General features: G+C 58.3%; 23 protein-coding genes and 5 tRNA genes. 17 read left to right on the top strand and 11 right to left on the bottom strand.

Going from position 1 to position 25,132, the window contains the following annotated elements; genetic code table 11:
* The first annotated feature begins 19 nt into the window (after nt 1-19).
* From rlmB to DWW51_RS03030, 3 genes are all read left to right on the top strand, one after another.
* A complete protein-coding gene (gene rlmB / locus DWW51_RS03040) occupies nt 20-940 on the top strand; it encodes a 23S rRNA (guanosine(2251)-2'-O)-methyltransferase RlmB (protein ID WP_117773480.1) in 921 nt (306 codons plus the stop codon).
* A 3-nt stretch (nt 941-943) separates the two neighbouring features.
* Complete coding sequence (locus DWW51_RS03035) at nt 944-1,621, top strand: NYN domain-containing protein (protein WP_055309418.1); 678 nt, start codon at nt 944-946, stop codon at nt 1,619-1,621.
* Between the two features lie 226 nt (nt 1,622-1,847).
* Nucleotides 1,848-1,922: transfer RNA gene (locus DWW51_RS03030), tRNA-Thr, on the top strand.
* A 533-nt stretch (nt 1,923-2,455) separates the two neighbouring features.
* On the opposite strand, the gene DWW51_RS03025 is transcribed toward DWW51_RS03030, so the two are convergent.
* Together DWW51_RS03025 and DWW51_RS03020 are read right to left on the bottom strand one after the other, a co-directional pair.
* Nucleotides 2,456-3,856 (bottom strand): PTS transporter subunit EIIC, encoded by a 1,401-nt coding sequence (locus DWW51_RS03025; RefSeq protein WP_117646058.1) that lies wholly within the window; start codon nt 3,854-3,856, stop codon nt 2,456-2,458.
* A 9-nt stretch (nt 3,857-3,865) separates the two neighbouring features.
* Nucleotides 3,866-5,284, bottom strand: a complete 1,419-nt coding sequence (locus tag DWW51_RS03020; protein WP_117635377.1) for a glycoside hydrolase family 1 protein — start codon at nt 5,282-5,284, stop codon at nt 3,866-3,868.
* Nucleotides 5,285-5,435: 151 nt separating this feature from the next.
* Between DWW51_RS03020 and DWW51_RS03015 the strand changes: the two genes are divergently transcribed.
* From DWW51_RS03015 to rplA, 11 genes are all read left to right on the top strand, one after another.
* On the top strand, nt 5,436-6,269 hold the full coding sequence (locus tag DWW51_RS03015; RefSeq protein WP_164473278.1) for a MurR/RpiR family transcriptional regulator: 834 nt from the start codon (nt 5,436-5,438) through the stop codon (nt 6,267-6,269).
* Nucleotides 6,270-6,700: 431 nt separating this feature from the next.
* A tRNA-Tyr gene (locus DWW51_RS03010) sits at nt 6,701-6,782 on the top strand.
* Nucleotides 6,783-6,792: 10 nt separating this feature from the next.
* Nucleotides 6,793-6,868, top strand: a tRNA-Thr gene (locus DWW51_RS03005).
* 3 nt (nt 6,869-6,871) lie between these two features.
* A tRNA-Met gene (locus DWW51_RS03000) sits at nt 6,872-6,948 on the top strand.
* A gap of 96 nt (nt 6,949-7,044) precedes the next feature.
* The gene (gene tuf, locus DWW51_RS02995; RefSeq protein WP_089572520.1) at nt 7,045-8,235 is read left to right on the top strand and encodes an elongation factor Tu; all 1,191 of its coding nucleotides are present in this window, start codon (nt 7,045-7,047) and stop codon (nt 8,233-8,235) included.
* A gap of 277 nt (nt 8,236-8,512) precedes the next feature.
* Nucleotides 8,513-8,662, top strand: coding sequence for a 50S ribosomal protein L33 (rpmG, locus tag DWW51_RS02990; protein ID WP_117773478.1), 150 nt, complete (start codon nt 8,513-8,515; stop codon nt 8,660-8,662).
* A gap of 13 nt (nt 8,663-8,675) precedes the next feature.
* A tRNA-Trp gene (locus tag DWW51_RS02985) sits at nt 8,676-8,751 on the top strand.
* 76 nt (nt 8,752-8,827) lie between these two features.
* Nucleotides 8,828-9,166, top strand: a complete 339-nt coding sequence (gene secE, locus DWW51_RS02980) for a preprotein translocase subunit SecE (protein ID WP_117773477.1) — start codon at nt 8,828-8,830, stop codon at nt 9,164-9,166.
* A gap of 3 nt (nt 9,167-9,169) precedes the next feature.
* Nucleotides 9,170-9,706 carry a transcription termination/antitermination protein NusG gene (gene nusG / locus DWW51_RS02975; RefSeq protein ID WP_006234984.1) on the top strand — a complete coding sequence of 179 codons (537 nt, stop codon included), beginning with the start codon at nt 9,170-9,172 and terminating at the stop codon, nt 9,704-9,706.
* 120 nt (nt 9,707-9,826) lie between these two features.
* On the top strand, nt 9,827-10,255 hold the full coding sequence (rplK, locus tag DWW51_RS02970) for a 50S ribosomal protein L11 (protein WP_022093893.1): 429 nt from the start codon (nt 9,827-9,829) through the stop codon (nt 10,253-10,255).
* A 117-nt stretch (nt 10,256-10,372) separates the two neighbouring features.
* Nucleotides 10,373-11,080, top strand: a complete 708-nt coding sequence (gene rplA, locus DWW51_RS02965; RefSeq protein WP_022093892.1) for a 50S ribosomal protein L1 — start codon at nt 10,373-10,375, stop codon at nt 11,078-11,080.
* Nucleotides 11,081-11,205: 125 nt separating this feature from the next.
* Here the strand turns inward: rplA and DWW51_RS02960 are convergent, their stop codons facing one another.
* The 9 genes from DWW51_RS02960 to DWW51_RS02920 form a co-directional block, all read right to left on the bottom strand.
* Entirely contained in the window at nt 11,206-11,916 is a 711-nt protein-coding gene (locus tag DWW51_RS02960) for a metallophosphoesterase (RefSeq protein ID WP_117773476.1), read from the bottom strand.
* Nucleotides 11,913-13,829 carry a BMP family ABC transporter substrate-binding protein gene (locus DWW51_RS02955; RefSeq protein ID WP_117773475.1) on the bottom strand — a complete coding sequence of 639 codons (1,917 nt, stop codon included), beginning with the start codon at nt 13,827-13,829 and terminating at the stop codon, nt 11,913-11,915. Before DWW51_RS02955 ends, DWW51_RS02960 begins: the two co-directional genes overlap by 4 nt.
* 94 nt (nt 13,830-13,923) lie before the next feature.
* Nucleotides 13,924-14,691: a mechanosensitive ion channel family protein gene (locus tag DWW51_RS02950; RefSeq protein ID WP_117773474.1), complete on the bottom strand. Its 768-nt coding sequence runs from the start codon at nt 14,689-14,691 to the stop codon at nt 13,924-13,926.
* Nucleotides 14,692-14,838: 147 nt separating this feature from the next.
* A complete protein-coding gene (locus DWW51_RS02945; RefSeq protein ID WP_117655044.1) occupies nt 14,839-15,633 on the bottom strand; it encodes an ABC transporter ATP-binding protein in 795 nt (264 codons plus the stop codon).
* Complete coding sequence (locus DWW51_RS02940) at nt 15,626-16,549, bottom strand: ABC transporter permease (protein ID WP_117773473.1); 924 nt, start codon at nt 16,547-16,549, stop codon at nt 15,626-15,628. The genes DWW51_RS02945 and DWW51_RS02940 overlap by 8 nt, the downstream gene beginning before the upstream one ends.
* A 204-nt stretch (nt 16,550-16,753) precedes the next feature.
* Entirely contained in the window at nt 16,754-17,734 is a 981-nt protein-coding gene (locus DWW51_RS02935; protein WP_117773472.1) for an ABC transporter substrate-binding protein, read from the bottom strand.
* A gap of 160 nt (nt 17,735-17,894) precedes the next feature.
* Nucleotides 17,895-18,680, bottom strand: coding sequence for a hypothetical protein (locus DWW51_RS02930; RefSeq protein ID WP_117646067.1), 786 nt, complete (start codon nt 18,678-18,680; stop codon nt 17,895-17,897).
* A 249-nt stretch (nt 18,681-18,929) separates the two neighbouring features.
* Nucleotides 18,930-20,333: an asparagine--tRNA ligase gene (gene asnS / locus DWW51_RS02925; protein ID WP_089572552.1), complete on the bottom strand. Its 1,404-nt coding sequence runs from the start codon at nt 20,331-20,333 to the stop codon at nt 18,930-18,932.
* A 181-nt stretch (nt 20,334-20,514) separates the two neighbouring features.
* Nucleotides 20,515-21,078 (bottom strand): PTS glucose transporter subunit IIA, encoded by a 564-nt coding sequence (locus tag DWW51_RS02920; protein WP_089572509.1) that lies wholly within the window; start codon nt 21,076-21,078, stop codon nt 20,515-20,517.
* A 246-nt stretch (nt 21,079-21,324) separates the two neighbouring features.
* Between DWW51_RS02920 and DWW51_RS02915 the strand changes: the two genes are divergently transcribed.
* The 3 genes from DWW51_RS02915 (at nt 21,325) to feoB (ending at nt 25,074) form a co-directional block, all read left to right on the top strand.
* Nucleotides 21,325-22,224: an alpha/beta hydrolase gene (locus DWW51_RS02915; RefSeq protein ID WP_117563781.1), complete on the top strand. Its 900-nt coding sequence runs from the start codon at nt 21,325-21,327 to the stop codon at nt 22,222-22,224.
* A gap of 47 nt (nt 22,225-22,271) precedes the next feature.
* On the top strand, nt 22,272-22,592 hold the full coding sequence (locus tag DWW51_RS02910; RefSeq protein ID WP_089572507.1) for a hypothetical protein: 321 nt from the start codon (nt 22,272-22,274) through the stop codon (nt 22,590-22,592).
* A 121-nt stretch (nt 22,593-22,713) separates the two neighbouring features.
* Entirely contained in the window at nt 22,714-25,074 is a 2,361-nt protein-coding gene (feoB, locus tag DWW51_RS02905; RefSeq protein ID WP_117773471.1) for a ferrous iron transport protein B, read from the top strand.
* The last annotated feature ends 58 nt before the right edge of the window (nt 25,075-25,132 follow it).

The raw sequence follows: 25,132 nt of genomic DNA, 5'->3' as shown, positions 1-25,132 counted from the left end.
TATTTAAGGAGGCCGTTTTATGGCCGACAATCGCAAACGTGCACCGCGTGGAGGCAAGCAGGCTGCTTCTGGCTCGCGTCCGATTCGCCGCAACGACCGCGCTGCCACTCCCAAGGGCCAGCGCGAGCGCTCCCAAGCCCAGGCTGCGCGTTCGCAGCGAGATCGCAACCGCGACAACGTTCAGGTTCCCAAGGGCGAGTTTATCGAAGGTCGTCGTGCTGCCGCCGAGGCACTGCGTACCGGCTTTCCCGTCAAGTGCGCGCTCATCGCCGAGGGCGGGGAGCGCGATGCCGCCTTGTCGCGCCTGGTCGACGACCTCAACGCCGCGGACGTCCGCATTAAGTATGTGCCGCGCACGCAGCTCGATGCGCTGTCGAGCCATGGCGCTCACCAGGGCATTGCGCTCGAGGTGGGCAATTTCCCCTATGCCGATGTCGCCGATATTCTCGATCGCGCGGGTGAAGGACCGGCGCTCGTCGTCGTGCTCGACCATGTGACCGACGATGGCAATTTTGGTGCGATCGTGCGCTCTGCCGAGGTCGTGGGCGCAGCGGGCGTCATCATTGCCAACAAGCGCGCCGCCGGTGTGACCGTGGGCAGCTACAAAACCTCCGCTGGTGCCGTCATGCACCTGACCGTCGCGCAGGTTCCTAATATCGCCCGAGCGCTTGACGACCTCAAGGCCGCCGGCTTTTGGGTGGGCGGTGCTTCCGAGCACGCCGAGGGCAGCTGCTGGGATGCTCCCTTCGAGGGCCGCGTTGCGCTCGTCATGGGCTCCGAGGGCGACGGCATCTCGCGCCTGGTGCTCGAGAAATGCGACTTTTTGACCAAGCTTCCCCAGCGCGGCATGACCGAGAGTCTCAACGTGGCCCAGGCGACCACCGCGCTGTGCTTTGAGTGGCTGCGCCGCAATGCCGGCGAGCTCATGGGGGAGGAGTAGCGCATGTCCAAGAAGAACCGCGCCAAGTCCAAGGCCAAGCGCTTTGGCGAGGGCTCGGCCAAGCCGATTGTTTCGGCCGCGACCTATGGCGTGGGCGGCAATGCGTTTGCGCAGGCCATCGCCGACCCGGTCTCGACGGTGCACTCCAATAAGCCCGAGCTGCTGGTGGTCGACGGCTACAACGTGATTCACTGCACGCCGCGCTACGAAAAGCTCGTCTACGACCATTCCGACGATCCATATTCCAGCGACGTCCACGATATGGCTCGTACTGCGCTTATCAACGATGTCGCGGCGTTTGCCCAGGGCCGTTACGAGGCCGTGATCGTGTTCGACGGCGCGGGCAACATCTCCAACGAGCGCCCCAACCTACCGGCCCGCGGCGTGCGCATCGAGTTCTCGCCGACGGGCGTCTCTGCCGATACCGTGGTGCAGAAGCTCTGCATCGAGGCGCGTGAGGAAGGCCGCGCGTGCTCCGTGGTATCGAGTGACGGCACAATACAGGCCGTCGTCATGGGCAAGGGCGTCACGCGCATCTCGAGCCGTATGCTGGTGGACGAGATCAAACAGATCGACAACGACGTTCACGAGGCCGAGGAAGCCCCGCAGATCAAGATGACCCTGGGCAGTCGCCTGAGCCCCGATGCCCTGGCCAAGCTCAAGGCCCTGCGCGGACGGTAGGGGAGTTGCGGCAGAGAGCCGTTTCCTAGATTGGTCTACCCGCTGATTTGTAATCAGTGGGTTGCGGGTTTGCAGCTGTCAAAACGAATAGGTTTATGTTTTGACGAACAGATAAAACTGTTCGTTCTGACGAACGGTTTTTGAGATGTGGTCGGTCGAAGGGCCTGTTGCGCCCCGTCCTCAATTCCTTTATCCTAAACAGGCTTCGCGCGAAAGCGCCAAGTGTGCCAGTGTGGCGCAACGGTAGCGCAACTGATTTGTAATCAGTGGGTTGCGGGTTCGATTCCTGTCACTGGCTCCATGAGAGTTTCGGGCTCTGTCTCTATATGGGACAGAGCCCGTTTCTATTTAGGTGGTGCGCCATCGGGTTAGCGCCCATCCCGTTTTTGGTTTGTCTCGTCCTCCAGTTTGTCTAAATCTGTAACACCAAGACCGATATTCGGCATCTAACTGTTACAGATTGAGATGAAACTTAGGGTGTTTTAGGAATATCTTGATCTGTAACATGTAGAAGCGGAATAGGCCTCTTGCTGTTGCAGATCGAGACAAGGGCGGGCGCGGATCTGGATGTCCTGCTCGAGCGTGGATTTCTGGATACGCGAGCGAAGAAAATCTCCCGACCGGAGAACGAGCGTGGATAATTAACTTGGATAGGGAGCTAAGGTAAACACCGATTGTCTATCGACGGCTTTAGAAACAACGGCCCCGATTTCATTGTGGAATCGGGGCCGTTTGTGCCTCAGGAATCCGAATGGATTAATCGAGCTCCTAAGGAACTTCTTGGGTTCTTGCTAATGGTCTGCCGAGGATGTCCCCAATGCAAACAGCGGGCATCTACTCAATATAGCTGGGGTTCTTCTTGATGATCACGCGTGCAGCGATGAAGGAGACGACGATGGCGATGATGGCGACAACGCATGCCAGCACGAAGTTACCCATGGACCCATCGGGAGCGATAAAGATGAGTGCCGAAAGAAGGCCGGGGCATGCTCCCGCAACATACTCTTTCAGAACAAAGATGCCTGCAGGGAGTCCAGCGCAGAGCGCGCCGATTGCCGTGCCGACAAGCAGGCGGGGACGCTCGATGAGGCAACCGTAGAACGCGGGCTCGGTTACGCCACAGAGTGCGGTGACGGCAACCGTGGTGACCATACCCCTCTTCTCTTTGTTTCCCTTCATGGCAGTTGCCAGGGCGAGGCTCGTGCCGCCAATGCAGAGGTTCGAGATGAATCCAAAGATAATGGGTGCCCAACCGAGCTGCGCCAGGCTCGTAACTTCGATTGCGATGTAAGCCTTATCGAGACCGAGCATGACGAAATAGGGGTTAAGGGCTGCCAGGATCGGAGTAGCGATAAATGCCACGTTGTCCATAAGCCACGTGACGGCATCGCTCAGCGCGTAGCCCATCATGCTGCCGGCGGGGCCAAGGATAATAAGCTCGACGGGCACGACGATGATCATGGTGAGCAGCGGCTTCAAGAACAGTTTGGTAACGTCGGGAATAATCTTCTGAAGGCCGCGGTCGACAAAGTACATGAATACAACGCCCAGTACGATGGGCACTACCGTACTCGAATAGTCGTTCGTCGGGATGGGAATACCAAGAAAGTCGAGACCCTCGGCACCGCTAATGGACGAGCTGATCATGATCGCGCCCAGCAATGCGCCCATGATGGGCTGCATCTTCATGACGGCCGCGAGCTGATAACCAAGATAAACGGGTAAGAAGCTAAACGAAGCGCTAAAGATCGCCAACAGGACCTGGGCGGTTCCGCTATCGGTGCTCAATCCGCAATAATTGACCAGGAGATTCTTGATCGAAAGAATGAGTCCGCCAACGATGAGCGCCGGGACGATGGGCATGAATACCTGTGCAGAGACGTTCCCGAATTTCTCAATCAAGCCCATGGCGGTGTTACCGCTTTTAATGCCTTCTGCAAGGTCTTTGGCGGTTTGGGCATCGTCGGCAACCGTGCCACCGCCGACTTCGATTCCCGCGAAGTCGAGGAAGTCGTTGTAAGCCTCGGTGACGTTGGGGCCGATGATCACCTGAAGCTGGCCACCGCTGACTACTGCCCCGAGCGCCTGATCGGCCGATTTGGCGAGCTGGAGATCGATGATCGAGGTGTCTCGTGCGTCGATGCGAAGGCGCGTCGCACAATGAGTTACCGATGTAATGTTCTCTTTGCCGCCAACAGCCTTTAGGACTGTTTCGGACATTGCCTGATATTTCATCTCTTTCTCCTAACCTTCCTGCTCCTGATACTTCGAGATAAGGTCTCGGTACCAATACCAGCTCTTTTTGGGGGTGCGCTCCAGATTGTTCTCGAAGTCGATATGGACAAGTCCGTATCGTTTTTCGTAGCCGTTGATCCAGCTATACAGATCCATCGTCGACCAGAGGTAGTAGCCCTCAACGCGCGCGCCGTCGCGCTTAGCCCTCATCATGTGCTCGATGAACTGGCCCAGAAGCTCGATGCGGTCATCATCGTGGATCATTCCGTCTGCGTCTGGTTGCTCATAGGCGCCATGTCCGTTTTCCGTAATAAAGATGCGGGGCGCGTCATAGCGCTCGTGGACATCCATGATGGTTGAATACATGCAACCTGGGAGTATTTCGCGGCCCCATTTATTGCGGGGAACATTGCTGTCGCGGGCGCTTTCAAACAAGGGCGCAATGCATTTTCCTTCGACCTTTTTGCTCGAACCGCCCTTATTGTTCGCCGAAACGGCAAGCTCTCCACCGTGCCAGTCGGTTACATACTCTCGGCAATACACGTTGAGTCCAATAAAATCGACTTTACCGTCTCTGAATTCTTCTACGTCATTTGGGGATCGATAGAGCGAGACGCCAAGTTTTTCAAGGATTTCGTCCATTTCTGGCGGCAGTTGACCCTGAAGCGCTGGTGCCAGAATCATGCGATTGGCGAAAAAGTCTGCGTATCGAAATACGTCATCAGGGTGCTCGGTTGCCGGGTCGAGTTCGACAACGCCGCCATCGTGGACGGCGCCGATGATGCCGTCGTAGCCCATTTGACGATATGTTCGGACTGCGAGTGCGCTTGCGCGCATCAGGTTGTACTGAAACTGCATGTACGACTGAACGTCGAGCGATCGATTGGGGGGATAGTTGCCCAACATGTTTACGCAGTAGCTGTAGAAATGCGGCTCGTTAACGGTAGCCCAGATTTTGACGCGGTCTCCAAAGCGCTCAAAGCAAATCTTGGCGTATTTGCAGAACCACTCTGCCATGTCATTGTTCAGCCATCCGCCTTTGCAAGCAAGCGTGAATGGCAGATCGTAATGGAACAGCGTAACGTTGGGCTCTATGCCATTTTCGAGGCAGCAATCAATGACCCGATTATAAAAATCGATACCCTCTTCATTCACTTCGCCGATACCCGTGGGGATGATTCGACTCCATGAAAGAGAGAAGCGATAGGTGTTTTGTCCGCCTTCTTTCATCATGCGGATATCTTCTTCATAGCGATGGTAGAAGTCGCAAGATACATCACCGTCAACATGGTTGATGTTCTTATTGCTTGTGTGGCTAAAGAAATCCCACTCGCCAAGGCCTTTGCCGTCTTCGTTCCAGGCACCCTCGCACTGATAAGACGCCGTGGCGGAACCCCAGAGAAACGGCATGTTGTTCACGTTGCCCATGAATCCCCTTTCCATCATTCAACACGGTGGATACGTGTGGCGGAATTACGATTAAGATGACGTCAACTGATTTGAATCATAGGAGAACGACCAAAGCTGTTTGATTCAATAAATGAACTATGATTTCGAGGAGAGCGGAAAGAGGGATCACGTGAATATCAATGACTTCGATGTGCTCAATCGCATTAGCTCCATCATCAACAGCGAGTTTGGGTCAAACGATGCCGCCATCGCTCGATATCTCGTCGCTCACATTAGGCGTTCGAGCGAAATCAATGTTGCCGCAATAACCCGCGATGCATTCGTGACCCGTTCCGCTGTTCGTCGTTTCTGCAATCGATTGGGCTACCAGTCTCTTAGCGATTTGAAAGAATCATTTACTCAATCAGTCTTTCCAAGCGACTTAAGCCATCGAGAGGAGGAATTTGGCTACGAGGAGTACAGGGCAGAGCTCGACGTTCGCATGATCGAGATGTTCGCTGAGGTTGAAAGCGGCGTGTCCGATATTGCTATTAAGCACCTTGCCGACGAAATTGATGGCCATAAAAACGTTGAAATCTGGTGCACCAATAATGTGAGCGCCAATCTCGTACGATTTCAGCAGGAAATGTTTTATGCGGGCAAGATAGTTCGCATAGTTGCTGGGGCTAACGTCGCGGAATTGAAAAACATGGGAGATGCTTCGCAGTCATTGATAATTCTCGTATCGGTCTCCGGGCTATTTGCGTCACAGGCGCGTGAGTATCTTGATTGCCGTTCGGGCAGGAAGATTCTAATTACTGCGTTTAGCAACGATGACAAATCGAGGTCTTTTGACCGTATATATCGTCTTGGTAATGCGGGAAACGGAATTGACCGACTCGGCGTTTATTCGAAATATGCCATGACTTATTTCTTCGACTTGCTATCGTCGTGTTACTTGAGTCGCTACCCCTGCACCAAGGGTGAGCCGCTCTATGGGTCTACTTTGGCCTGGCCCGAGTAGTTGCGGCTCTATAGTTCTCCCGTCTGGAGAATGAGCGTGGATAATCTGCCACTTTGGCCTTGGGGGCACACCAAAAGTGGGAGATTATCCACGCTCGATTTCAAACGGGAGATTATCCACGCTCGATCGATCCAGGGAAGCCCGATCTCGACCTATATATAGGTGCAAATGAGTCGTTATCGAAGTTCGTTCCAGCCAGCGTACTCCACTACGACAAAGTGTTCCCTCGGGAAATGTTACCGCTACATGCAAATCCACCATCCTTCATATCCAAACACAGCAAAACCGCAGGTCAAAGGTATATAGATACGCCCGGAACCGTGTATCTAGAGGTTTTCGTTGACAGCCCCCAAGGTTGCATCGTATTATCTTTTTCGTTCGCGGGGGCGGCGGTCCAAAAGACCAAAGGACCTGCGGATACTTGAACGATTGGGAGTTTGCCCGAGTGGTTAATGGGGACGGGCTGTAAACCCGTTGGCTCTGCCTACATAGGTTCGAATCCTATAGCTCCCACCCGTCAAGTGCCTGTATAGCTCAGTCGGTAGAGCACTTCGTTGGTAACGAAGAGGTCACCAGTTCAAGTCTGGTTGCAGGCTCCATCCGGCGGTGTAGCTCAGTTGGTTAGAGCACACGGTTCATACCCGTGGCGTCACTGGTTCGAATCCAGTCACCGCTACCATAGGTAACACGGTGGCTTCTCAATAATATGTTGAGAGGCCACTATGGTATAAAGGCAAAGTCCCGTCCGGGGACGACCTGTTTAGAGGAGGGCTTTATGGCCAAAGAGAAGTTTGAGCGCACTAAGCCGCATGTTAACATCGGCACCATTGGTCACGTCGACCACGGCAAGACCACGCTGACCGCTGCCATCACCAAGGTTCTCTCCGAGACCGAGGGCTGCAAGGCTGACTTTACGGCGTTCGAGAACATCGACAAGGCTCCCGAGGAGCGCGAGCGCGGCATTACGATCTCCGTCTCCCACGTTGAGTACGAGACCGCTTCCCGTCACTACGCTCACGTTGACTGCCCGGGCCACGCTGACTACGTCAAGAACATGATCTCCGGCGCTGCTCAGATGGACGGTGCTATCCTGGTCATCGCTGCTACCGACGGCCCCATGGCTCAGACTCGCGAGCACATCCTGCTCGCCCGTCAGGTCGGCGTTCCCTACATCGTCGTCTTCCTGAACAAGTGCGACATGGTCGACGATGACGAGCTTATCGACCTCGTCGAGATGGAGACCCGTGAGCTCCTCTCCGAGTACGATTTCCCCGGCGACGACATCCCCGTCATCCGTGGTTCCGCTCTGGGCGCTCTCGAGGGCGACGCCAAGTGGATGGACGCTATCCGCGAGCTCATGAACGCCGTCGACGAGTACATCCCGACGCCTGCTCGTAACAACGACCTCCCGTTCCTGATGGCCGTTGAGGACGTTATGACCATCTCCGGCCGTGGTACTGTTGCTACCGGCCGTGTCGAGCGCGGTGAGCTCAAGCTCAACGAGCCCGTCGAGATCGTCGGCATCAAGGATACCCAGAACACCGTCGTTACCGGTATCGAGATGTTCCGTAAGTCCATGGACTTCTGCGAGGCTGGCGACAACGTCGGTCTGCTGCTCCGCGGCATCAAGCGCGAGGACATCGAGCGCGGCCAGGTTCTCTGCAAGCCCGGTTCGGTTACCCCGCACACCAAGTTCACCGGCGAGATCTACGTTCTGACCAAGGAGGAGGGCGGCCGTCACACCCCGTTCTTCGATGGTTATCGTCCTCAGTTCTACTTCCGTACCACCGACGTTACCGGTACGGTCAAGCTCCCCGAGGGCACCGAGATGGCTATGCCTGGTGACCACATCACCATCGAGGGCGACCTCATCCACCCGATCGCCATGGAGGAGGGCCTGCGCTTCGCTATCCGCGAGGGTGGCCACACCGTCGGTTCGGGCATCGTCTCCACGATCATTGAGTAAATTAGCTCTCTGATAGTTGACTTAGAGAACCCGGCACTTATATGGGTGCCGGGTTCTTTTCTGCAATGGATATTGAGCCGTTGCTGGTGTCGAGAGGATCAATAATGGTCCTGGTTGCACCGTCGATTAGCTCTCGATGGCTTCATTGATGTGTTCCAAATATGAATGGATCCACCGAGAACCAATTGATTCGAGGTTTTCATTGACAGCACTTACATAGAGCTGATAAAGTACCATCTCGTGCCCGTACGGGGCGGAAATGAAAGGTTCAGGATAAATGCGTACTCTAGTTACTCTTGCGTGCACTGAGTGCAAGCGCCGCAACTATACGACCACCAAGAACAAGTCGAACATGCCTGATCGTATGGAGATCAAGAAGTATTGCCCCTGGTGCCGTCACCATACGCTGTACAAAGAGACTCGCTAGTCTCTAGTCATATACGCCAGTAGTTCAATTGGTAGAGCATCGGTCTCCAAAACCGAGTGTTGAGGGTTCGAGTCCTTCCTGGCGTGCCAGTCATTATTCCGTAAGCTCCCAATTGGGGGCTTACGGTTTACTCATGTATAAGCGCATTGCGCGGAGGTAACCCAAATGGCCAACAAGAAGAACAAGAAGAAGGCTCAGCAGTCGGCACCTGCCAATAACGCTGCCGCCAACTCCAAGGTTGAGGCCAAGAAGGCCGTTGCCAAGAAGAACGAGAAGGCTGCGAAGTCCAAGAAGAACGAGAAGCCTGGTTTCTTCGCCCGCACCAAGAAGTATTTCGCTTCGGTCAAGTCCGAGATGAAGCGTGTCACGTGGCCCGATAAGAAGGAGCTCGTGAACTACTCTGTCGTCGTTTGCGCTTCTCTGATCGTCGTCGGCGTCGTCATCGCTCTGCTCGATGCTGGCTTTGGCGAGGCTCTTGCTCTGTTCTCTGGATTGAGGGGCTAAACCATGTCTAAGCGTTGGTACGTCGTTCACACTTACTCCGGATACGAGAACCGCGTTAAGTCCGATCTCGAGCATCGCATCGAGACCATGGGCATGCAGGACCGTATCTTTGATATCGAGATTCCTATGGAGCGCGTCACCGAGATTAAAGAGGGTGGCAAGCGCGAGACCAAGGATTCTAAGATTTTCCCGGGTTATGTCCTGGTCCGCATGGAGATGGATGACGATGCTTGGACGTGCGTTCGTAACACGCCTGGCGTCACCGGTTTCCTGGGCGGCAATGGCAAGCCCGCTCCGCTTTCCCGCGACGAGTACAACAAGATGACTCGTCGTCCCGGTAAGGGCGATTCGCCCAAGCGCACTTCGGTCGATATTCAGGTCGGCACGTCTGTCCGCGTCACCGATGGCCCGCTTACCGACTTTGATGGCAAGGTCTCCGAGGTTAACACCGAGGCAGGCAAGCTTAAGGTCACGCTGATGATCTTTGGCCGCGAGACGCCGGTTGAGCTCGACTTTAACCAGGTCGCTGTCATCGCTTAAGTTTTCGTCCGTTCGCGCGAGCGTGCTTCTTCTGTGACTGCTCATCTCAGGAGTGCTTCTAACACGTGCGTGCTTACGATATAGCAAGTACTTCACACTCGTGATTCGAAAGGAATGACCATGGCTGAGAAGAAGGTTGCCAACGTCATTAAGCTCCAGATTCCTGCTGGTGCAGCTAACCCCGCTCCTCCCGTCGGCCCCGCCCTGGGCGCTGCTGGCGTGAACATCATGCAGTTCTGCCAGGCCTTTAACGCCGAGACGCAGGACAAGAAGGGTGACATCATCCCCGTTGAGATCTCTGTCTACGAGGATAAGTCCTTCTCCTTCATCACCAAGACCCCGCCGGCGGCTCACCTCATCAAGAAGGAGCTGAACCTCAAGTCTGGTTCCGCTAAGCCCCAGGCTGACAAGGTCGGTCAGCTCTCCCAGGAGCAGCTCACCAAGATCGCCGAGATCAAGATGCCGGACCTCAATGCCAACGACATTGACGCCGCCAAGAAGATCATCGCCGGTACCGCCCGTTCCATGGGCGTCACCATCGCTGAGTAGCGATTTCTTTAGGTAATAACGGGTGCTCCGACCGGGGCGCCCGTTATATGTGTGCAATAGGGCACACGATACGATGTGGGAGGGCTCACGCCCGTTTAACCACAGGAGGTAATGCACATGGCTAAGCATGGTAAGAGCTATAACGCCGCTGCCGAGAAGATCGACCGCGCCACGCTCTACACCCCCCTTCAGGCTGCTAAGCTCATCAAGGAGCTCGACACCGCCAAGTTCGACGAGACCGTCGAGGCTCACTTCCGTCTGGGCATCGATACTCGTAAGGCTGACCAGAACATCCGTGGTTCCATCTCCCTGCCCCACGGCACCGGCAAGACCGTTCGTGTTGCCGTCTTCGCCGAGGGCGAGAAGGCCCGCGAGGCCGAGGCTGCCGGCGCCGACATCATCGGTTCCGACGAGCTCGTCGCCCAGATTCAAAAGGGCGAGATCAACTTCGACGCCGCTATCGCTACGCCGAACATGATGGCCAAGGTTGGCCGCATCGGTAAGATTCTTGGTCCCCGTGGCCTCATGCCGAACCCCAAGCTCGGCACCGTGACCATGGATGTTGCCAAGATGGTTTCCGAGCTCAAGGCCGGCCGCGTTGAGTATCGCGCCGACCGTTACGGCATCTGCCACGTGCCCCTGGGCAAGAAGTCCTTCTCTGAGCAGCAGCTCGTCGAGAACTACGCTGCCCTGTACACCGAGATCCTGCGCGTCAAGCCCTCTTCTGCTAAGGGCAAGTACGTCAAGTCCATCTCCGTGTCTTCCACCATGGGCCCTGGCGTCAAGGTCGATCCCGCTGTCCAGCGTGACTTCCTGGCTGAGTAACTTTTAGTTACTGCCTGAGCAAAGCAAGCATTGCTAAAGAAACCCGGTTCTGCCTCGTGCAGGACCGGGTTTCTTGCTATCTCGGGCCAAAACCGCCACAAAGGTGCCTGTCCCCTTTGTGACGGTTACCAGGGTGTTCTGGCGGTAGAGGACTCGATTGCCTCGTGGCGCTTGAGCTCGCGGCGCATGGTTTGCGAATTGAGCCAAGCTGCCTGCCAGCCACGGATGGGGTAGCTCGCTTCGTCCAGCTCAAACTGCGTATAGCCACAGGCGTTGATGATCGTTGCCCCGCATGCGTGCTGACGTTCGCGTTGAAAGTCGCGACCATAGCATTGGTGCACATGCCCGTGCACCATGTACTCGGGATTCCAGGATTCGAGTGCTGTGTTAAAGCATTCGAATCCTCGATGCGGCAGATCATCCAGATCGCCCACGCCGGCGGCGGGTGCATGGGTCAGCAGAATGTCGCAGCCGCCGACCATCCTCACTTTGCGGGACAGCTTGCGCACACGCTTGGCCATCTCGTGCTCGGTATACATGTTGGCACCGTCTCGGTAGCGCATGGAGCCGCCAAGCCCCGCAATGCGGACGCCGCGATACACGTACACGGTGTCTTCGACACAAATGCAGCCGCCCGGTGCATGACGCGCATAGCGGTCATCGTGATTGCCACGCACGTAGATGAGCGGTTTGTTGATGACCGTGACCAAAAACTCAAGATAATCCGGGTCCAGATCTCCTGCGGATAAAATCAAATCGATACCCTCAAAGCGCTCCTTGCGAAAGCACTCCCATAGGCATCGTTCTTCGGTATCGGCTATGGCAAGGATTTTCATAGGGCGCGGACCTTCGGCTCATCGTCGAGTTGCGGAATGGTGCCCACCACGTTGTCGGCCAGCCAGTCCATCTCGACGATTTGCGTGCTCGGCAGTGGGGGAAAGCCCTCGATCTGCACCACGCCGTCTTGGCTATGGAGCTCGCCGCCAAATGGATTGATGGAGCCCTCGACGATGCCATTGCGGAGCAGCTGAACAAGCTTACGCGTCTGATAGGGCAGGCCCGGAGCGTAGCGAATGTCGATGACGCCCGAGCTCATACCATACCAGTAGTTGACGGCACGAACCTGGCTGTCGTCACTGGTCTCATCCCAGGTGCCGTGCAGCAGACTTCGCACGATAAGCTCGTAGTATCGGCCCCAGTTCCATACCGGCATGGCAATGCCGACAACCTTGCCATCGACCAGACGGTGGAGTCCGTAGGCCGTGGGGTCTTCGAGTGACTTTGACATGTCGGCGCCGGTCATGACGCTCGCGCCTTCGCGGCACATGGCCTCGGCAAGGCCTCCAGCGGGCACATCGCCCCAGGTCAGGATAATTTGCGCACGGGGGTCGAGCAGCGAGGCGCCAATCGCAAAGGCGTTGATCTCGCTGAGCGCGCCCGAGGCGAAGACCGACGCGTGGTAACCGATGCGGTGGTTGTCCGCCATGCTGGCGGCAAGGGCGCCCAAGAGAAATTTGGCCTCGTACATCTTGCCAAAGTACGAACGGACGCTTTGGTGGGGAAGGCCGATGGAGCAGTTGAGGAATCGCACCTGAGGATACTCGACGGCAGCCCTGAGCGTGTATTCCATCAGGCGGTGCGAGGTCGAGAAGATGACGTTTGCTCCATGTTTGACAGCCGTTTCCACGGCGGCGTAGAACACGTCCGGATCGTGACAGTCCTCGAACGCCTCGGTACGCACGATGCCGCCAAAGTGCTCGTCGAGATATTGGCGCCCTTGGTCGTGCAGACTATCCCAGCTCGACGTGGCACACGGGTATTCGTGAATAAAGGCGATACGCAGGGGATTGGCTGCTGAATAGACGGTCTTGCCCATAAAGAAGTTGAGCACGCCGGAGGTGGGCTTGGCGGGTGCCTCTTCCTCATCGACGCTCGGCGCTTCGACAAGATCGACCTTGTCCTCGTCATTTTTGCCGGCAATGACCAGCTCGCGCCAAATCTTGCACAGGCGGTTTACGACGATATCAGTCGGCGTATCCAGCAGGCGGTCTTGGTTGTACACGTTGAGGTAGACGAGCATAGCGTCGGCGGGCGTAATGTCCAGATGGTCGCCGCCGGCGCGCAGGTAGGCTCGTTTAAAGAGTAGGAAGGTATGGCGCAGGTAGTCGACCTTTTTCTGTGGCCACTTTTCGACAAGGTCCTGGCCGAGCATCTTGGCGAGCGTCTCATAGCTTCCCTCGCGCGAGAACTCAATCTCGTATAGGGGGCAGACGCGCCAAAACGCGCAGAACTCGCCGTACAGGCGACTTTCGACGGAATCCCATGTGCCGGGGTAGAGGCGGGTGACCTTGGCCGAAACCGTCGGGGCGTCCAGGAATTTGAGGACGCTGACGCGCTTGTTGCCCTCCTGGACGTAGAACCGATGCATGAACTCGGTGACGATGATGGGGTCGCGATAGCCCTCGGTCACCTGGATGTCATAGAGGTTGGACCACTTGCGGGCGAACTCGGTGCTAAATGGCAACAGGGGCATAAAGTTGCACGAAAAGGCTGACTGACGGCCCTTGGTAACCGTGCCGACGACCATTTCGAGCGGAATGTCCCTTAGGCCGACGCTCTCTCGCTGACCTAAGGGGAGCTGGGCAACGAGGCTATCGAGGTCCGTAAGGTACGGGTGCTCGCTTTGGCTGATGGCGTGACGGCGTCCCTGCTCGCCGCGCTTGCGTGCTTGACGATAGGCCTCTTCCATGGTGTCTACTCCCTTAGTCGTTTAAACAACGATATGAACCATGGTACCACGATGCGAAACCACCACAAAGGTGCCTGTCCCCTTTGTGGTGGTTTTAGGCGATGATGGGGGCGATGGCGCGGATGCAGGCGTCGGCTGCCGTGAAGGTGGTGCTATCGTCGCTGACGATAAAGATGATTTTGCCCTTGACGCCAAAGTCGCCGATCTCGCTAAAGAGCACGTACGGCTCCTTGTCAAAGCCAGAGATGGGAAGCACCGCGGCCTTGGTGGCGTCGGTAAGCTCATCTGCCAGCGCATCCAGCGAGGCCCACTTGGACGTGTCCTTTACGGCAACGGGCACGGTAACGCGCCCAAAGGGCATCAAGTGCACGAGCGTGTTCTTGGAGATGTTTGAATTGGGGACGATGATGGTCTGCCCGCAGGCGTCCTCGATGGTCGTATGGCGCCAGGTGATATCTTGGACCACGCCCGACACGCCGCCGACCTCGATATTGTCGCCGGGTTTGATAATGCCCATAAACGTCACCTGCATGCCGCCGATGAGGTTTGACAGCGTGTCCTGAAAGCCGAGCGAGATGGCGATGCCGCCGACGCCAAGAGCGGCGACGAGGGCGTTTGCGTTAATGCCAAAGCAGTTGTCGAGGATAAAGCTGCCGCCGATCGTCCATATGACGGCGCGCGCGATGTTGATGAAGATGCTGGATGAAGGGAGTGGGTTATCGTCGCGGTTAAGCAGGTGGCGCAGGGTCTTGGACGCGACCTTGGCGGCAACGGCGGTTCCGATAGCCAAGATACCTGCCCAGATGATGTTGTGGACCCATCGTTGTGCAAAGAAATGAAGAATTGGCTCAAACAATTCCATGTAGGGAAACCTCCTAATGATCGTCCAACCATGATACCCACCAAAAAGCCCGTCCGATCACATTGGACGGGCTTCTGCGCTCGATATAAGGGTTAACGAAAACCACCACAAAGGTGCCTGTCCCCTTTGTGGTGGTTTTCTAGGTCGTTAGCTCAGCAGCATGCGGTCGTTGGCGAGCTCGCCGCCCGAGACCTCCTCGAACTTCTGGAGCAGGTCGGCGACGGTGAGCGACTTCTTCTCATCGCCGGCCACGTCGTAGATCACGTGGCCTTCGTGCATCATGATCAGGCGATTGCCCAGACGGATGGCGTCGTTCATGTTGTGCGTGACCATGAGCGTGGTCAGGTGGTTCTCGTCGACAATCTCCTCGGTCAGATTGAGCACCTTAGAAGCCGTCTTGGGGTCGAGGGCCGCCGTGTGCTCGTCGAGCAGCAACAGGCGCGGCTTGGTGAGCGTGGCCATCAGCAGGGTGAGTGCCTGGCGCTGGCCGCCCGAGAGCAGGCCGACCTTGGCGTTGAGGCGCGTGTCCAGACCGAGGTCCAGGCGCTTGAGCAGCTCAACGTACTCGTCCTTCTCGGCCTTGGTGACGCCCCACGAAAGACCGCGACGCTGGCCGCGGCGCTTGGCGAGGGCCAGGTTTTCGGCAATTTGCATGTCGGCTGCGGTGCCGCGCATGGGGTCCTGGAACACACGGCCCAGGTACTTGGCGCGCTGCGACTCGCTCAGACGCGAGATGTCGGTGCCGTCGAGCTCAATAACACCCGAATCAAGCGGATACACGCCGGCGATCATATTGAGCAGCGTGGACTTGCCGGCGCCGTTGCCGCCAATCACGGTTACAAAGTCGCCATCGTTGAGGGTGAGGTCGACGTCGGTGAGCGCGCGCTTCTCGGTGACGGTGCCCTTGTTAAAGGTCTTCTTGACGTGCGAGAGCTTAAGCATCTGCCTCATCTCCCCTCGTGTAGGAGCTGCGGAGCTTATAGCGCTCCCAAACCACGGGCACGCACAGGGCCACGGCAACGATCACGGCGGAGAGCAGCTTCATGTCGTTGGCGTCCATGCCCAGCTGCAGCACGATAGCGCGGATGAGGAAGTACACCACGGAGCCAAAGACGGCAGAGGCAAGACGGACGCTAAACTGCGTGAGTCCGCCGGGCAGCAGGCGGCCGAGCACCTCGCCGATGACGATGGCGGCAAGACCGATAACGATGGCGCCGGTGCCCATGCCAATGTCAGCGTACTTCTGGCTCTGGCAGATGAGCGCGCCCGAAAGGCCGATAAGGGCGTTGGAGAGCACCAAGGCGATCATCTTGGTGGAGTTGGTGTTAACGCCCAGGGCGCGGATCATGTACTCGTTGTTGCCGGTGGCACGCAGCGCCGAGCCGATCTCGGTGCCAAAGAACCAGTACAGGATGGCGACGATGGCCACGGCCAGCACAATGCCTAGGATAATGGCAACAGTGGACTGCGGCAGGCCCGTCATGTTGCTGACGGATGAGAAGATAGTGCCCTTGGCAAGGATGGGCGTGTTGGACTTGCCCATGATGCGCAGGTTGATGGACCACAGACTGATCTGCGTAAGGATTCCGGCGAGGATTGCGGGAATCTCAAAGACGGTGGTCAAGATGCCCGTGACGGCGCCTGCGATGGCGCCGGCGCACATGCCGGCCAGCACGGCGAGCAAGGGGTCGACGTTATTGTTGACGATGAGTACGGCGCAGACACAGCCGCCGAGGGCAAAGCTGCCGTCGCAGGTCATATCGGGGATGTCGAGCAGGCGGAACGTGATAAACACGCCAAGCACCATAATGCCCCAGAGGACGCCCTGCGAAACGGCGCCCTGCAATGCAATGAGCATGCTTCATACCTCCTAGGATAGGGTGGACACGTGATTTTCCATAATAGCGGTACCAATGCATAAAAGAGCTGCGGACAGATGTTTTGTCTCATCCGAAACAAGCAGGGCGAACGCCGGTCTTTAGCGTTCGCCCCAAGGACTCAGATATTGAATAACGCGGCTGTGGCGCGCGTGCGGGCCCTAGACGCGTTACCGCGCATGGCGCTACTCGTCCAGAGCGGAAAGGTCGATACCCAGAGCCTCGGCCATCTCGTCGTTCTTGACGACGACCAGGTCCTTGCTCGAGAGGTGCTTGATCGGCATATCCTCGGGCTTGGTCTCGCCCTTCAGGATCTTAACGGCCATCTCGCCCGCGGCGTAGCCCAGGTCCTTATAGTTGATGGAGAGGGTGAACAGGCCGCCGGCCATGCACATACCCTCCTCGCCGGTCACGAAGGGGAGCTTATTCTCCTTGCAGATCTGGCCGACCTGCGAAGCGCCCGCGGCGATGGTGTTGTCAGTGGGGGAGTACAGCGCGTCGACCTTGCCCACGGCAGACTCGACGACGGACTGAATCTCGTTGGAGCTCGAGACGGTGAAATCGGTGTACTCGAGGCCCAGCTTGTTGAGCTCCTTCTTGGCGGCTTTGATCTGGACGTCGGAGTTGGACTCGGCGGTGCAGTAGAGCAGGCCGACCTTTTTAACGTCGGGCAGGACCTTCTGCATCATCTCGAGCTGCTCGGCGACTGGGGTGAGGTCGGAAGCGCCCGTGACGTTGGTGCCGGGCTTGTCGTTGTCCTGGACCAGGCCGGAGGCGGCGTAGTCGGTGATGGCACAGCCCACGATGGGGATATCGGCCGTGGCGCCGGCGGCAGCCTGCGCGGCGGGCGTGGCGATGGCATAAATCAGGTTGACGTTGTCGCCCACAAACTTGTCGGCAATGGACTTACACGTGGACTGGTCGTTCTGGGCGTTCTTCTGGTCGATCTTGACCTTAAGGCCGCTCTCCTTGATGGCCTTGACAAAGCCGTCGTTGGCGGCATCGAGTGCGGAGTGCTCGGTGAGTTGCAGAACGCCGATGGTGTAGTCGGAACCGGCGGCAGCAGAGCCGGAACCAGAGTTGCCGCCGCATCCGGCGAGCGGGGCGAGCGCGAGCAGACCGGCGGAGACCAGAAGGCTCCTGCGGCTGATGGTGATGTCCTTCATATCATTACCCCCAGTATAAAAATGGCTGGAAACACTGCACTGGGACAAAGTGCAAGTGGAACTATAGTAGCGCTGATGTCCATTTTTACAACAGCCTGGCGGGTTTTTTAATACAGAATCGGATGGGCGGTACGGGTAGTCGAATGGGCGGCGGAGGGTCTTATGCGGCGGAGGAGGCGTCGTCCTCGTCCAGGGCGGCGAAGAGCTTCTTGCCGTCGAGGAGACGTGTGGTGACGTTTCTCATTCGGCCGATCTCTACGGTACGCAACGTGTCATCGGCGCCTCGCGCGTCATAGACCGTTCCCAGCACATACGAGATGCCGTCTCGTTGCTTGATGGCAAAGGGCCGGAGTGTCATCCGCGCCACTTCGACCTCTCCGCGTGCCGTGACACTCGAAATATCAAAACTCACCGTGGTTCCGTGGTCGATGGCCTGCTCGATGAGCTCGCAGGCATCGATGCGCTTGACGGGCGTGCGTGTGGCCTTGGTGGATTTGCCGTCTGCGCTTGGAGCAGGCTCGGGCGCATCGAGGTAGCCGCGAACGTCGGCACTCGCCATGGCAACCAGGTGCTGCGCCATGCTTTTTCGAATGGCGATGGGTGTAGAGCGGTTGCGCATGACCATGCCGTGGAGCCGGATGATCTCTTCGTCGGTGAGCGGACGGGTCAAGAGCCGATACCCCACGCCGCGCTTGTACTCAATTTCGTATCCGGCATGGCGAAGCGCGGAGATGGCGGTGTAGATGCTGCGCCGCGCCGCCGAGATGGGCATGCGGGCGGGGTCGTCGGGATGGGCGAGGCACCGGATCAACTCATCGGAAAGCATGGCCTTGTCCTCGCCGGTGTTTTCGCTTAATAGTTGCAGGATGCGAACGGCGCGATAGGCTGCCATCGAGGCGGCGCCCCTCGTCGTGGTGTCGTAGGTTTCAACAGCGGCTTCGGTCATGGTGCCCACGTCCTTTCCGTTTTGGGTGGCGACGGTATGGAGCCTAGGACGTGGGGCTTTCCCAGGGGCGCAGGGCGCTCTGGGCGGTCGGTAGTCGTCGGCAAGCGGCGGGTCGAGTTTTCAACAACCCTGCCCAACTGACCAAAAACTTGCCAAAAGATTGACGGATGCTGTTGAAAAAAGCGCCCCTCGGCTTGCCGAGAGGCGCTGGCGTGATGCGCTGGAACGTGTTTGGTGGCGCTGTGGCGATTAGAAGTCGGCGTTGCCCACGGTGCGCGGGTGCGGCAGGACGTCGCGGATGTTGCCCACGCCGGTCAGATACATGACCAAGCGCTCGAAGCCCAGACCGTAGCCGGCGTGCTTGCAGGAACCGTAGCGGCGCAGGTCAAGGTAGTACTTGTACTGCTCGGGATTCATGCCCAGGTCCTTGATGCGGGCCTCGAGCAGATCCAGGCGCTCCTCGCGCTGGGAGCCGCCGATAATCTCGCCGATACCCGGCACCAGGCAGTCGGCGGCGGCGACGGTCTTGCCGTCCTCGTTCATGCGCATGTAGAACGCCTTGATCTCGGCCGGGTAGTCGGTTACGAAGGTCGGGCGCTTAAAGTGCTCCTCGGTCAGGAAACGCTCGTGCTCGGTTTGCAGGTCGATGCCCCAGCTCACGGGATAGTCAAACTTGTGACCGGCGGCGACGGCCTGCTCCAGGATTTCGACGGCCTCGGTATAGGTGACGCGGGCAAAGTCGGAGTTTGCCACGTGGTCCAGACGCTCGAGCAGACCCTTGTCCACAAACTTGTTGAGCATATTGAGCTCGTCGGGGCAGGTGGCCATAACGTCCTTAAGGACGTACTTGAGCATGGCCTCGGCGTTATCCATGTAGTCGTTCAGGTCGGCAAAGGCCATCTCGGGCTCGATCATCCAAAACTCGGCGGCGTGGCGCGTGGTGTTGGAGTTTTCGGCGCGGAAGGTGGGGCCAAAGGTGTACACGTCGCCAAAGGCCATGGCAAAGTTCTCGGCATTGAGCTGGCCGGACACGGTAAGGCTCGCGTGCTTGCCAAAGAAGTCCTGGCTCCAGTCGACCTCGCCGGACTCGGTGAGGGGCGGATTTTTGGGGTCGAGCGTGGTCACGCGGAACATCTCGCCGGCGCCCTCGCAGTCACTCGTGGTGATGATGGGGGTGTTGACGTAGACAAAGCCCTGCTCCTGGAAGAAGCGGTGGATGGCGGCAGCCGCGACAGAACGGATGCGGAACACGGCGCGGAACAGGTTGGTGCGCGGGCGCAGGTGCTGCTGGGTGCGCAGGAACTCGACGGTTGCGCGCTTCTTCTGCAGCGGGTAATCCGGGGCGCTGACGCCCTCGACCTCAATGGAGGTGGCAGAAAGCTCGAAAGGCTGGGGCGCATCGGGGGTCAGCTTGACGGTGCCGGTGCAAATGAGTGCGGCCGAGACGTTTTGATGGGCGATCTCGTCGTAGTTGTCGAGTGCCTCGCGGTTCATGACGACCTGCAGGTCGCGGAAGCAGCTGCCGTCGTTGAGCGTAACAAAGCCAAAGTTCTTCATGTCGCGGATGGACTTGACCCAGCCGGCGACGGTGACGGTCTGGCCGCCAAGCGACTCGGCATCGGCGTAAAGCTGCGCGATTTTGGTGCGGTTCACGTATCCTCCCATAACGGTTGAATGATAGTTATCCATACAGTTCGATATTCTAGCAGCTCGGCTCATTTGGGCTATACGGATAAGGCATTGGCGGGATGGTTTTTCAAACGAAAAGCGCCTGCGGCCAAATGGTCGCGGGCGCTTGACGAGGTGCCTTTTGGCTGTGTGGCGCGGGGCCTGGCTACTTGGTCTTGGCTACCAGCAGCGGGTCGCCCAGCTTGACGAGCGGGTTGCCGCCGATAAGCGTTCCGGACTCGCCGACATGGTCGATGCTCTTAAGACGATCGAGCTCGGAGATGATGACGGTCACGATGTCCTCGTGGCCGGCGGCCTTGATGGCCTCGCGATCGAAGCTGATGAGCGGCTGGCCGGCCTTGACCGTGTCACCCATCTCGACAAAGCGGGCAAAACCCTTGCCGTTCATTTCCACGGTGCCCAGGCCAACATGGATGAACACGCGAAGACCGTCCTCGGTGATCATGCCGATGGAGTGGTTGGTGACGGTGGTGGCGCCGATACGGCCGTTAGCGGGGGCGTAAATGGTGCCGGTAATGGGCTCGATGCCGTAGCCCTGGCCGAGCATGCCCGAGGCGATGGTCTCGTCGGGAACCTCACTCAGATTGACGAGCACGCCGTTGACAGGAGCGTAGATGACGCCTTCGCGGGTGGCGAAGCTTGCTGCGGGCGGAACGGACGCCTCGCCCGACGAAGTGAACGTGGACTTGAGCGAATCGAGCAGACCCATAGATGCCTCCAACGTATCAGGCGCGCATGTTGCACGCGTGTGGTTTGCCGGAAACGTTTCGTACGTGTTTCCCAGCACGGTCAGCGCTCCTATTTTACGCTGTCCAACGATACCTCTGAACAGCGATTTTGTGATATATCAGTTGAAGGCCAACTTATTGCGGGGGTGTTTCTGCGCCGCGGGCTCAAGTGGGGTACGCTAAGGTGCGAAAAACGAGTGCGCACGAATCGCACGGAGGGAGCACCTATGATTATTGAGAACCATGCGCTGTGGGGCGAGGAGCCGACCGAGGATTATCCGGCGACGTTTACGTATCTGGGTGCCGAGCCGCTGCCCGACAAGCCCAATGGCCGCCGCCCCGCGGTGATCATCTGCGGCGGAGGCGGGTTTACGCATATCGCTCCGCACGAGCAGGACCCGGTGGCGTTTGCGTTTTTGGACCGCGGCTACCAGGCCTTTGTGCTCAACTATGTGACGAGCGCCACGGGCGACGTGAGTTTTCCGCACCCGCAGGCGGACCTCGCCAAGATGGTCGCTACCGTGCGCGCCAACGCCGACGAGTGGCATGTCGATCCCAAGCGCGTGTGCATCGTGGGTTTCTCGGCGGGCGGCATGATCTGCGCCTCGTTGGCAACGCAGTGGAAGACCGGACCTTTCGCGGGCCTTGCCGGGGCTCGTCCGGAGGATATTCGTCCCGACGCCGTGGTGCTGGGCTATCCGTTGCTCGACCTTGCCTATGTGCGCGATATGCAGACGCGCGACCCGCGCATCGACCTGCGCGTGCCCAAGACGGGTGGCAAGACGGGGCGCGATTTGCTCAACGACTATCTGTCGATGGTGACGGGCGGCGAGGCGACCGATGAGCACCTGGCCGACATTTGCCCTACCACGCACGTTTCGCGCCAGATGCCTCCGACCTTTGTGTGGGGCGTTTCGGACGACAAGACGGCGCCGATTGCGCAGGTCTATCCGTTTGCGCAGCGCATGGCCGAGGAAGGGGTCGCATGCGAGATGCACGTCTTTGACCAGGGTGGCCACGGCCTTTCGCTCGGCAACGCCAATACCGCGGTCGACAACGAGGACAAGCAAGTGGCAGTCCGTCCTTGGATCCGCCTGGCCTTCCGCTTCCTGGAGCGCCATATGTAAAAGTAGACTACTTGCCCGTTTCAAAAAGTCTGCTTAGAGGAGGAGCCATGCTTGAGGGTACGTATGTGGTTTTGGCCCAGACGCCGGTGGGGAGCAAACGCGGCGAGGTGACGTTTTCACATGGGGTGAACGGCGCGCTCAGGGCAGTACTAAACGTCAGGGGTCTCAATATCGCTCTCTCGGGTGCCCGCGCTGAGGGCGATTTCTTTGAGTTCTCGGGCACTATCTCCCACGTCTTGATGGGCAAGGCGCCCTTTACATGCACGGGGTCGGTTGAGGGTGATCGACTCACTGCTACCGCGCGGTCGGGTTCCATTTCGATCTCGCTGAGCGGTATGCGCAAAGAGCTTTCGGGGCGCACCGCATAAAGTTTGCGCAGGTAAACATCGGTATTTGACTTTATATAATAGTTCAGAGCGCTATCATTTGTCGTTACGAGTTGGTTAGCCCCGGTAAACGGTTAACCGCGTCTAACGAAAGGATGAGCGCGTGAAGCTCGATACACTCGAGATTGGAAAGGACGCCGTTGTCGCATCGGTGGCATCGGACGATCAGGCACTCCGACAGCATATTTTGGACATGGGCCTAACGCCGGGCACCGAAGTCACCATGATGAAGTACGCTCCTATGGGCGACCCGCTCGAGATTCGCCTGCGTGGCTACGAGTTGACGCTGCGCAAGGACGATGCTGCTCGCATCGAGCTCGTGGGTGTTCACGACACAGACACGGGTCCGCGCACTAACGCCGCAATCGGCATGACGGAGCACCCGGCACTTGGCGAGGGGACGTATTCGCCCCGTGCGGCAAAAACGGCCGTGCCCGAGGGCGCACCGCTGCATTTTGCCCTCGCCGGCAACCAAAACTGCGGTAAGACCACGCTGTTCAACCAGCTTACGGGCTCCAACCAGCACGTCGGTAACTTTCCCGGCGTGACGGTCGACCGCAAGGACGGCACCATCCGTAACCATCCCGAGGCAAGCGTTACCGACCTGCCCGGCATCTATTCGCTGTCTCCGTACACGGGCGAAGAGATCGTCAGTCGCCAATTTATCCTGGACGAAAACCCCGACGCCATCATCGACATCATCGACGCTACTAATATCGAACGCAACCTGTACCTGACGCTGCAGCTTATGGAGCTCGACCGCCCCATGGTCATCGCGCTCAACATGATGGACGAGGTGACGGCCAACGGCGGCGCCGTGGACGTCAACCTGCTCGAGAGCCTGTTGGGCGTGCCTGTTGTCCCCATTAGCGCTGCCCGCAACGAGGGTATCGGCGAGCTGGTGGATCATGCCTTGCACGTGGCACGGTTCCGCGAGCGCCCCGGTCGCCTGGACTTCTGTGCGCCCGATGGCTCGGACGGCGGCGCACTGCATCGCTGCATCCACGGCATTGCCAACCTGATCGAGGACCATGCCGTGACGGCGCACATTCCGGTGCGTTTTGCGGCGACCAAGCTGGTTGAAGGCGACGAGCTGGTGACCGAGGCGCTTCACTTGGATCGCAATGAGCTCGACGCTATCGAGCACATCATTACCCAGATGGAGGGCGAAGCCGGCACCGACCGCCTGTCCGCGCTGGCCGATATGCGCTTTAGCTTTATCGGCGACGTGTGCGGGCGCTGCGTCGTCAAGCCGCATGAGAGCCGCGAGCACGTGCGCTCCGTCAAGATCGACCGCATCCTGACGGGTCGCTACACGGCCATTCCGGCGTTCCTGGTGATCATGGGCCTCGTCTTTTGGCTGACGTTTGGCGTGATCGGCGCGGCGTTGCAGGGACTCATGGAGGACGGCATCGCTGCCGTCATCGCCTCGGCCGATGCGGGCCTCAAGGCGTTCGGCACCAACGACGTGGTACGCTCGCTGGCTGTCGACGGCGTGCTTACGGGCGTGGGCAGCGTGCTGACCTTCCTGCCGATTATCGTCGTGCTCTTTTTGTTCCTCTCCATTCTGGAAGACTCCGGCTACATGGCGCGCGTGGCCTTTGTCATGGATAAAGTGCTGCGTCGCTTTGGCCTGTCGGGCCGCAGCTTCGTGCCTATGCTCGTCGGTTTTGGCTGCACCGTGCCGGCTATCATGTCAACCCGTACGCTCCCATCCGAGCACGACCGCAAGATGACCGTCATGCTCACGCCGTTCATGAGCTGTTCGGCCAAGTTGCCGGTCTACGGTCTGCTGTGCGGGGCGTTTTTCCCGCAGGCGACGGTTCCCGCCATGGTCTCGCTCTATTTGATTGGCATTGCGGTCGGTTGCATCGCGGCTTTGGTGCTCAATCGCACGGCATTTAAGGGTGACCCGGTGCCGTTTATCATGGAGCTTCCCAATTACCGTCTGCCGAGCGTCAAGACGACGGTGATGCTGGCATGGGATAAGGCCAAGGACTTTATTACCAAGGCCTTCACCATTATCTTTGCCGCCACCGTGGTCATCTGGTTCCTCCAGACGTTCGATATTCGCTTTAACGTGGTCGCCGATCAGTCGCAAAGCCTGCTTGCCAGTTTGGGTAGCATCATCGCGCCGGTGCTGGCGCCGCTCGGCTTTGGCGACTGGCGTGCGTCGACGGCTCTCGTCACCGGACTTATCGCCAAGGAGAGTGTCATCTCGACCCTCACGGTGCTTCTGGGCGCAACCTCGCCCGCTGCACTGTCGACTATGTTCTCGCCGTTCACCGCCTATGTGTTCCTGGTCTTTACGCTGCTGTACCCGCCCTGCGTGGCGGCCATCGGCGCCGTCAAGAGCGAGCTGGGCGCGCGCTACGCCGTGGCCGTGTTCGCGTTTCAGGTGACGGTTGCCTGGATTGTGGCGTTTGTCGTGCATTCGGCAGGCATATTGCTGGGGTTGGCTTAGTTATTTATTGATGGCGCAACCTCTGTGTATTGAGTTGATTACGGCCCCGCATCTGTTG

Origin of the sequence: Collinsella sp. AF15-51 (assembly GCF_003462845.1) — a bacterium.
Lineage (GTDB): Bacteria > Actinomycetota > Coriobacteriia > Coriobacteriales > Coriobacteriaceae > Collinsella.
The sequence above is the reverse complement of the archived record's forward strand: the minus strand, read 5'-3'. Positions and strand labels throughout refer to the sequence as shown.

Coding starts and splice junctions, on each gene's coding strand:
- rplA (WP_022093892.1), top strand. CDS start 10,373: ATGGCTAAGCATGGTAAGAGCTATAACGCCGCTGCCGAGAAGATCGAC.
- secE (WP_117773477.1), top strand. CDS start 8,828: ATGGCCAACAAGAAGAACAAGAAGAAGGCTCAGCAGTCGGCACCTGCC.
- tuf (WP_089572520.1), top strand. CDS start 7,045: ATGGCCAAAGAGAAGTTTGAGCGCACTAAGCCGCATGTTAACATCGGC.
- rplK (WP_022093893.1), top strand. CDS start 9,827: ATGGCTGAGAAGAAGGTTGCCAACGTCATTAAGCTCCAGATTCCTGCT.
- DWW51_RS02930 (WP_117646067.1), bottom strand. CDS start 18,680: ATGACCGAAGCCGCTGTTGAAACCTACGACACCACGACGAGGGGCGCC.
- DWW51_RS02960 (WP_117773476.1), bottom strand. CDS start 11,916: ATGAAAATCCTTGCCATAGCCGATACCGAAGAACGATGCCTATGGGAG.
- DWW51_RS02915 (WP_117563781.1), top strand. CDS start 21,325: ATGATTATTGAGAACCATGCGCTGTGGGGCGAGGAGCCGACCGAGGAT.
- DWW51_RS02955 (WP_117773475.1), bottom strand. CDS start 13,829: ATGGAAGAGGCCTATCGTCAAGCACGCAAGCGCGGCGAGCAGGGACGC.
- DWW51_RS02935 (WP_117773472.1), bottom strand. CDS start 17,734: ATGAAGGACATCACCATCAGCCGCAGGAGCCTTCTGGTCTCCGCCGGT.
- DWW51_RS03020 (WP_117635377.1), bottom strand. CDS start 5,284: ATGGGCAACGTGAACAACATGCCGTTTCTCTGGGGTTCCGCCACGGCG.
- DWW51_RS03035 (WP_055309418.1), top strand. CDS start 944: ATGTCCAAGAAGAACCGCGCCAAGTCCAAGGCCAAGCGCTTTGGCGAG.
- DWW51_RS02920 (WP_089572509.1), bottom strand. CDS start 21,078: ATGGGTCTGCTCGATTCGCTCAAGTCCACGTTCACTTCGTCGGGCGAG.
- rpmG (WP_117773478.1), top strand. CDS start 8,513: ATGCGTACTCTAGTTACTCTTGCGTGCACTGAGTGCAAGCGCCGCAAC.
- DWW51_RS02945 (WP_117655044.1), bottom strand. CDS start 15,633: ATGCTTAAGCTCTCGCACGTCAAGAAGACCTTTAACAAGGGCACCGTC.
- DWW51_RS02910 (WP_089572507.1), top strand. CDS start 22,272: ATGCTTGAGGGTACGTATGTGGTTTTGGCCCAGACGCCGGTGGGGAGC.
- nusG (WP_006234984.1), top strand. CDS start 9,170: ATGTCTAAGCGTTGGTACGTCGTTCACACTTACTCCGGATACGAGAAC.
- rlmB (WP_117773480.1), top strand. CDS start 20: ATGGCCGACAATCGCAAACGTGCACCGCGTGGAGGCAAGCAGGCTGCT.
- DWW51_RS02950 (WP_117773474.1), bottom strand. CDS start 14,691: ATGGAATTGTTTGAGCCAATTCTTCATTTCTTTGCACAACGATGGGTC.
- DWW51_RS03025 (WP_117646058.1), bottom strand. CDS start 3,856: ATGAAATATCAGGCAATGTCCGAAACAGTCCTAAAGGCTGTTGGCGGC.
- DWW51_RS02940 (WP_117773473.1), bottom strand. CDS start 16,549: ATGCTCATTGCATTGCAGGGCGCCGTTTCGCAGGGCGTCCTCTGGGGC.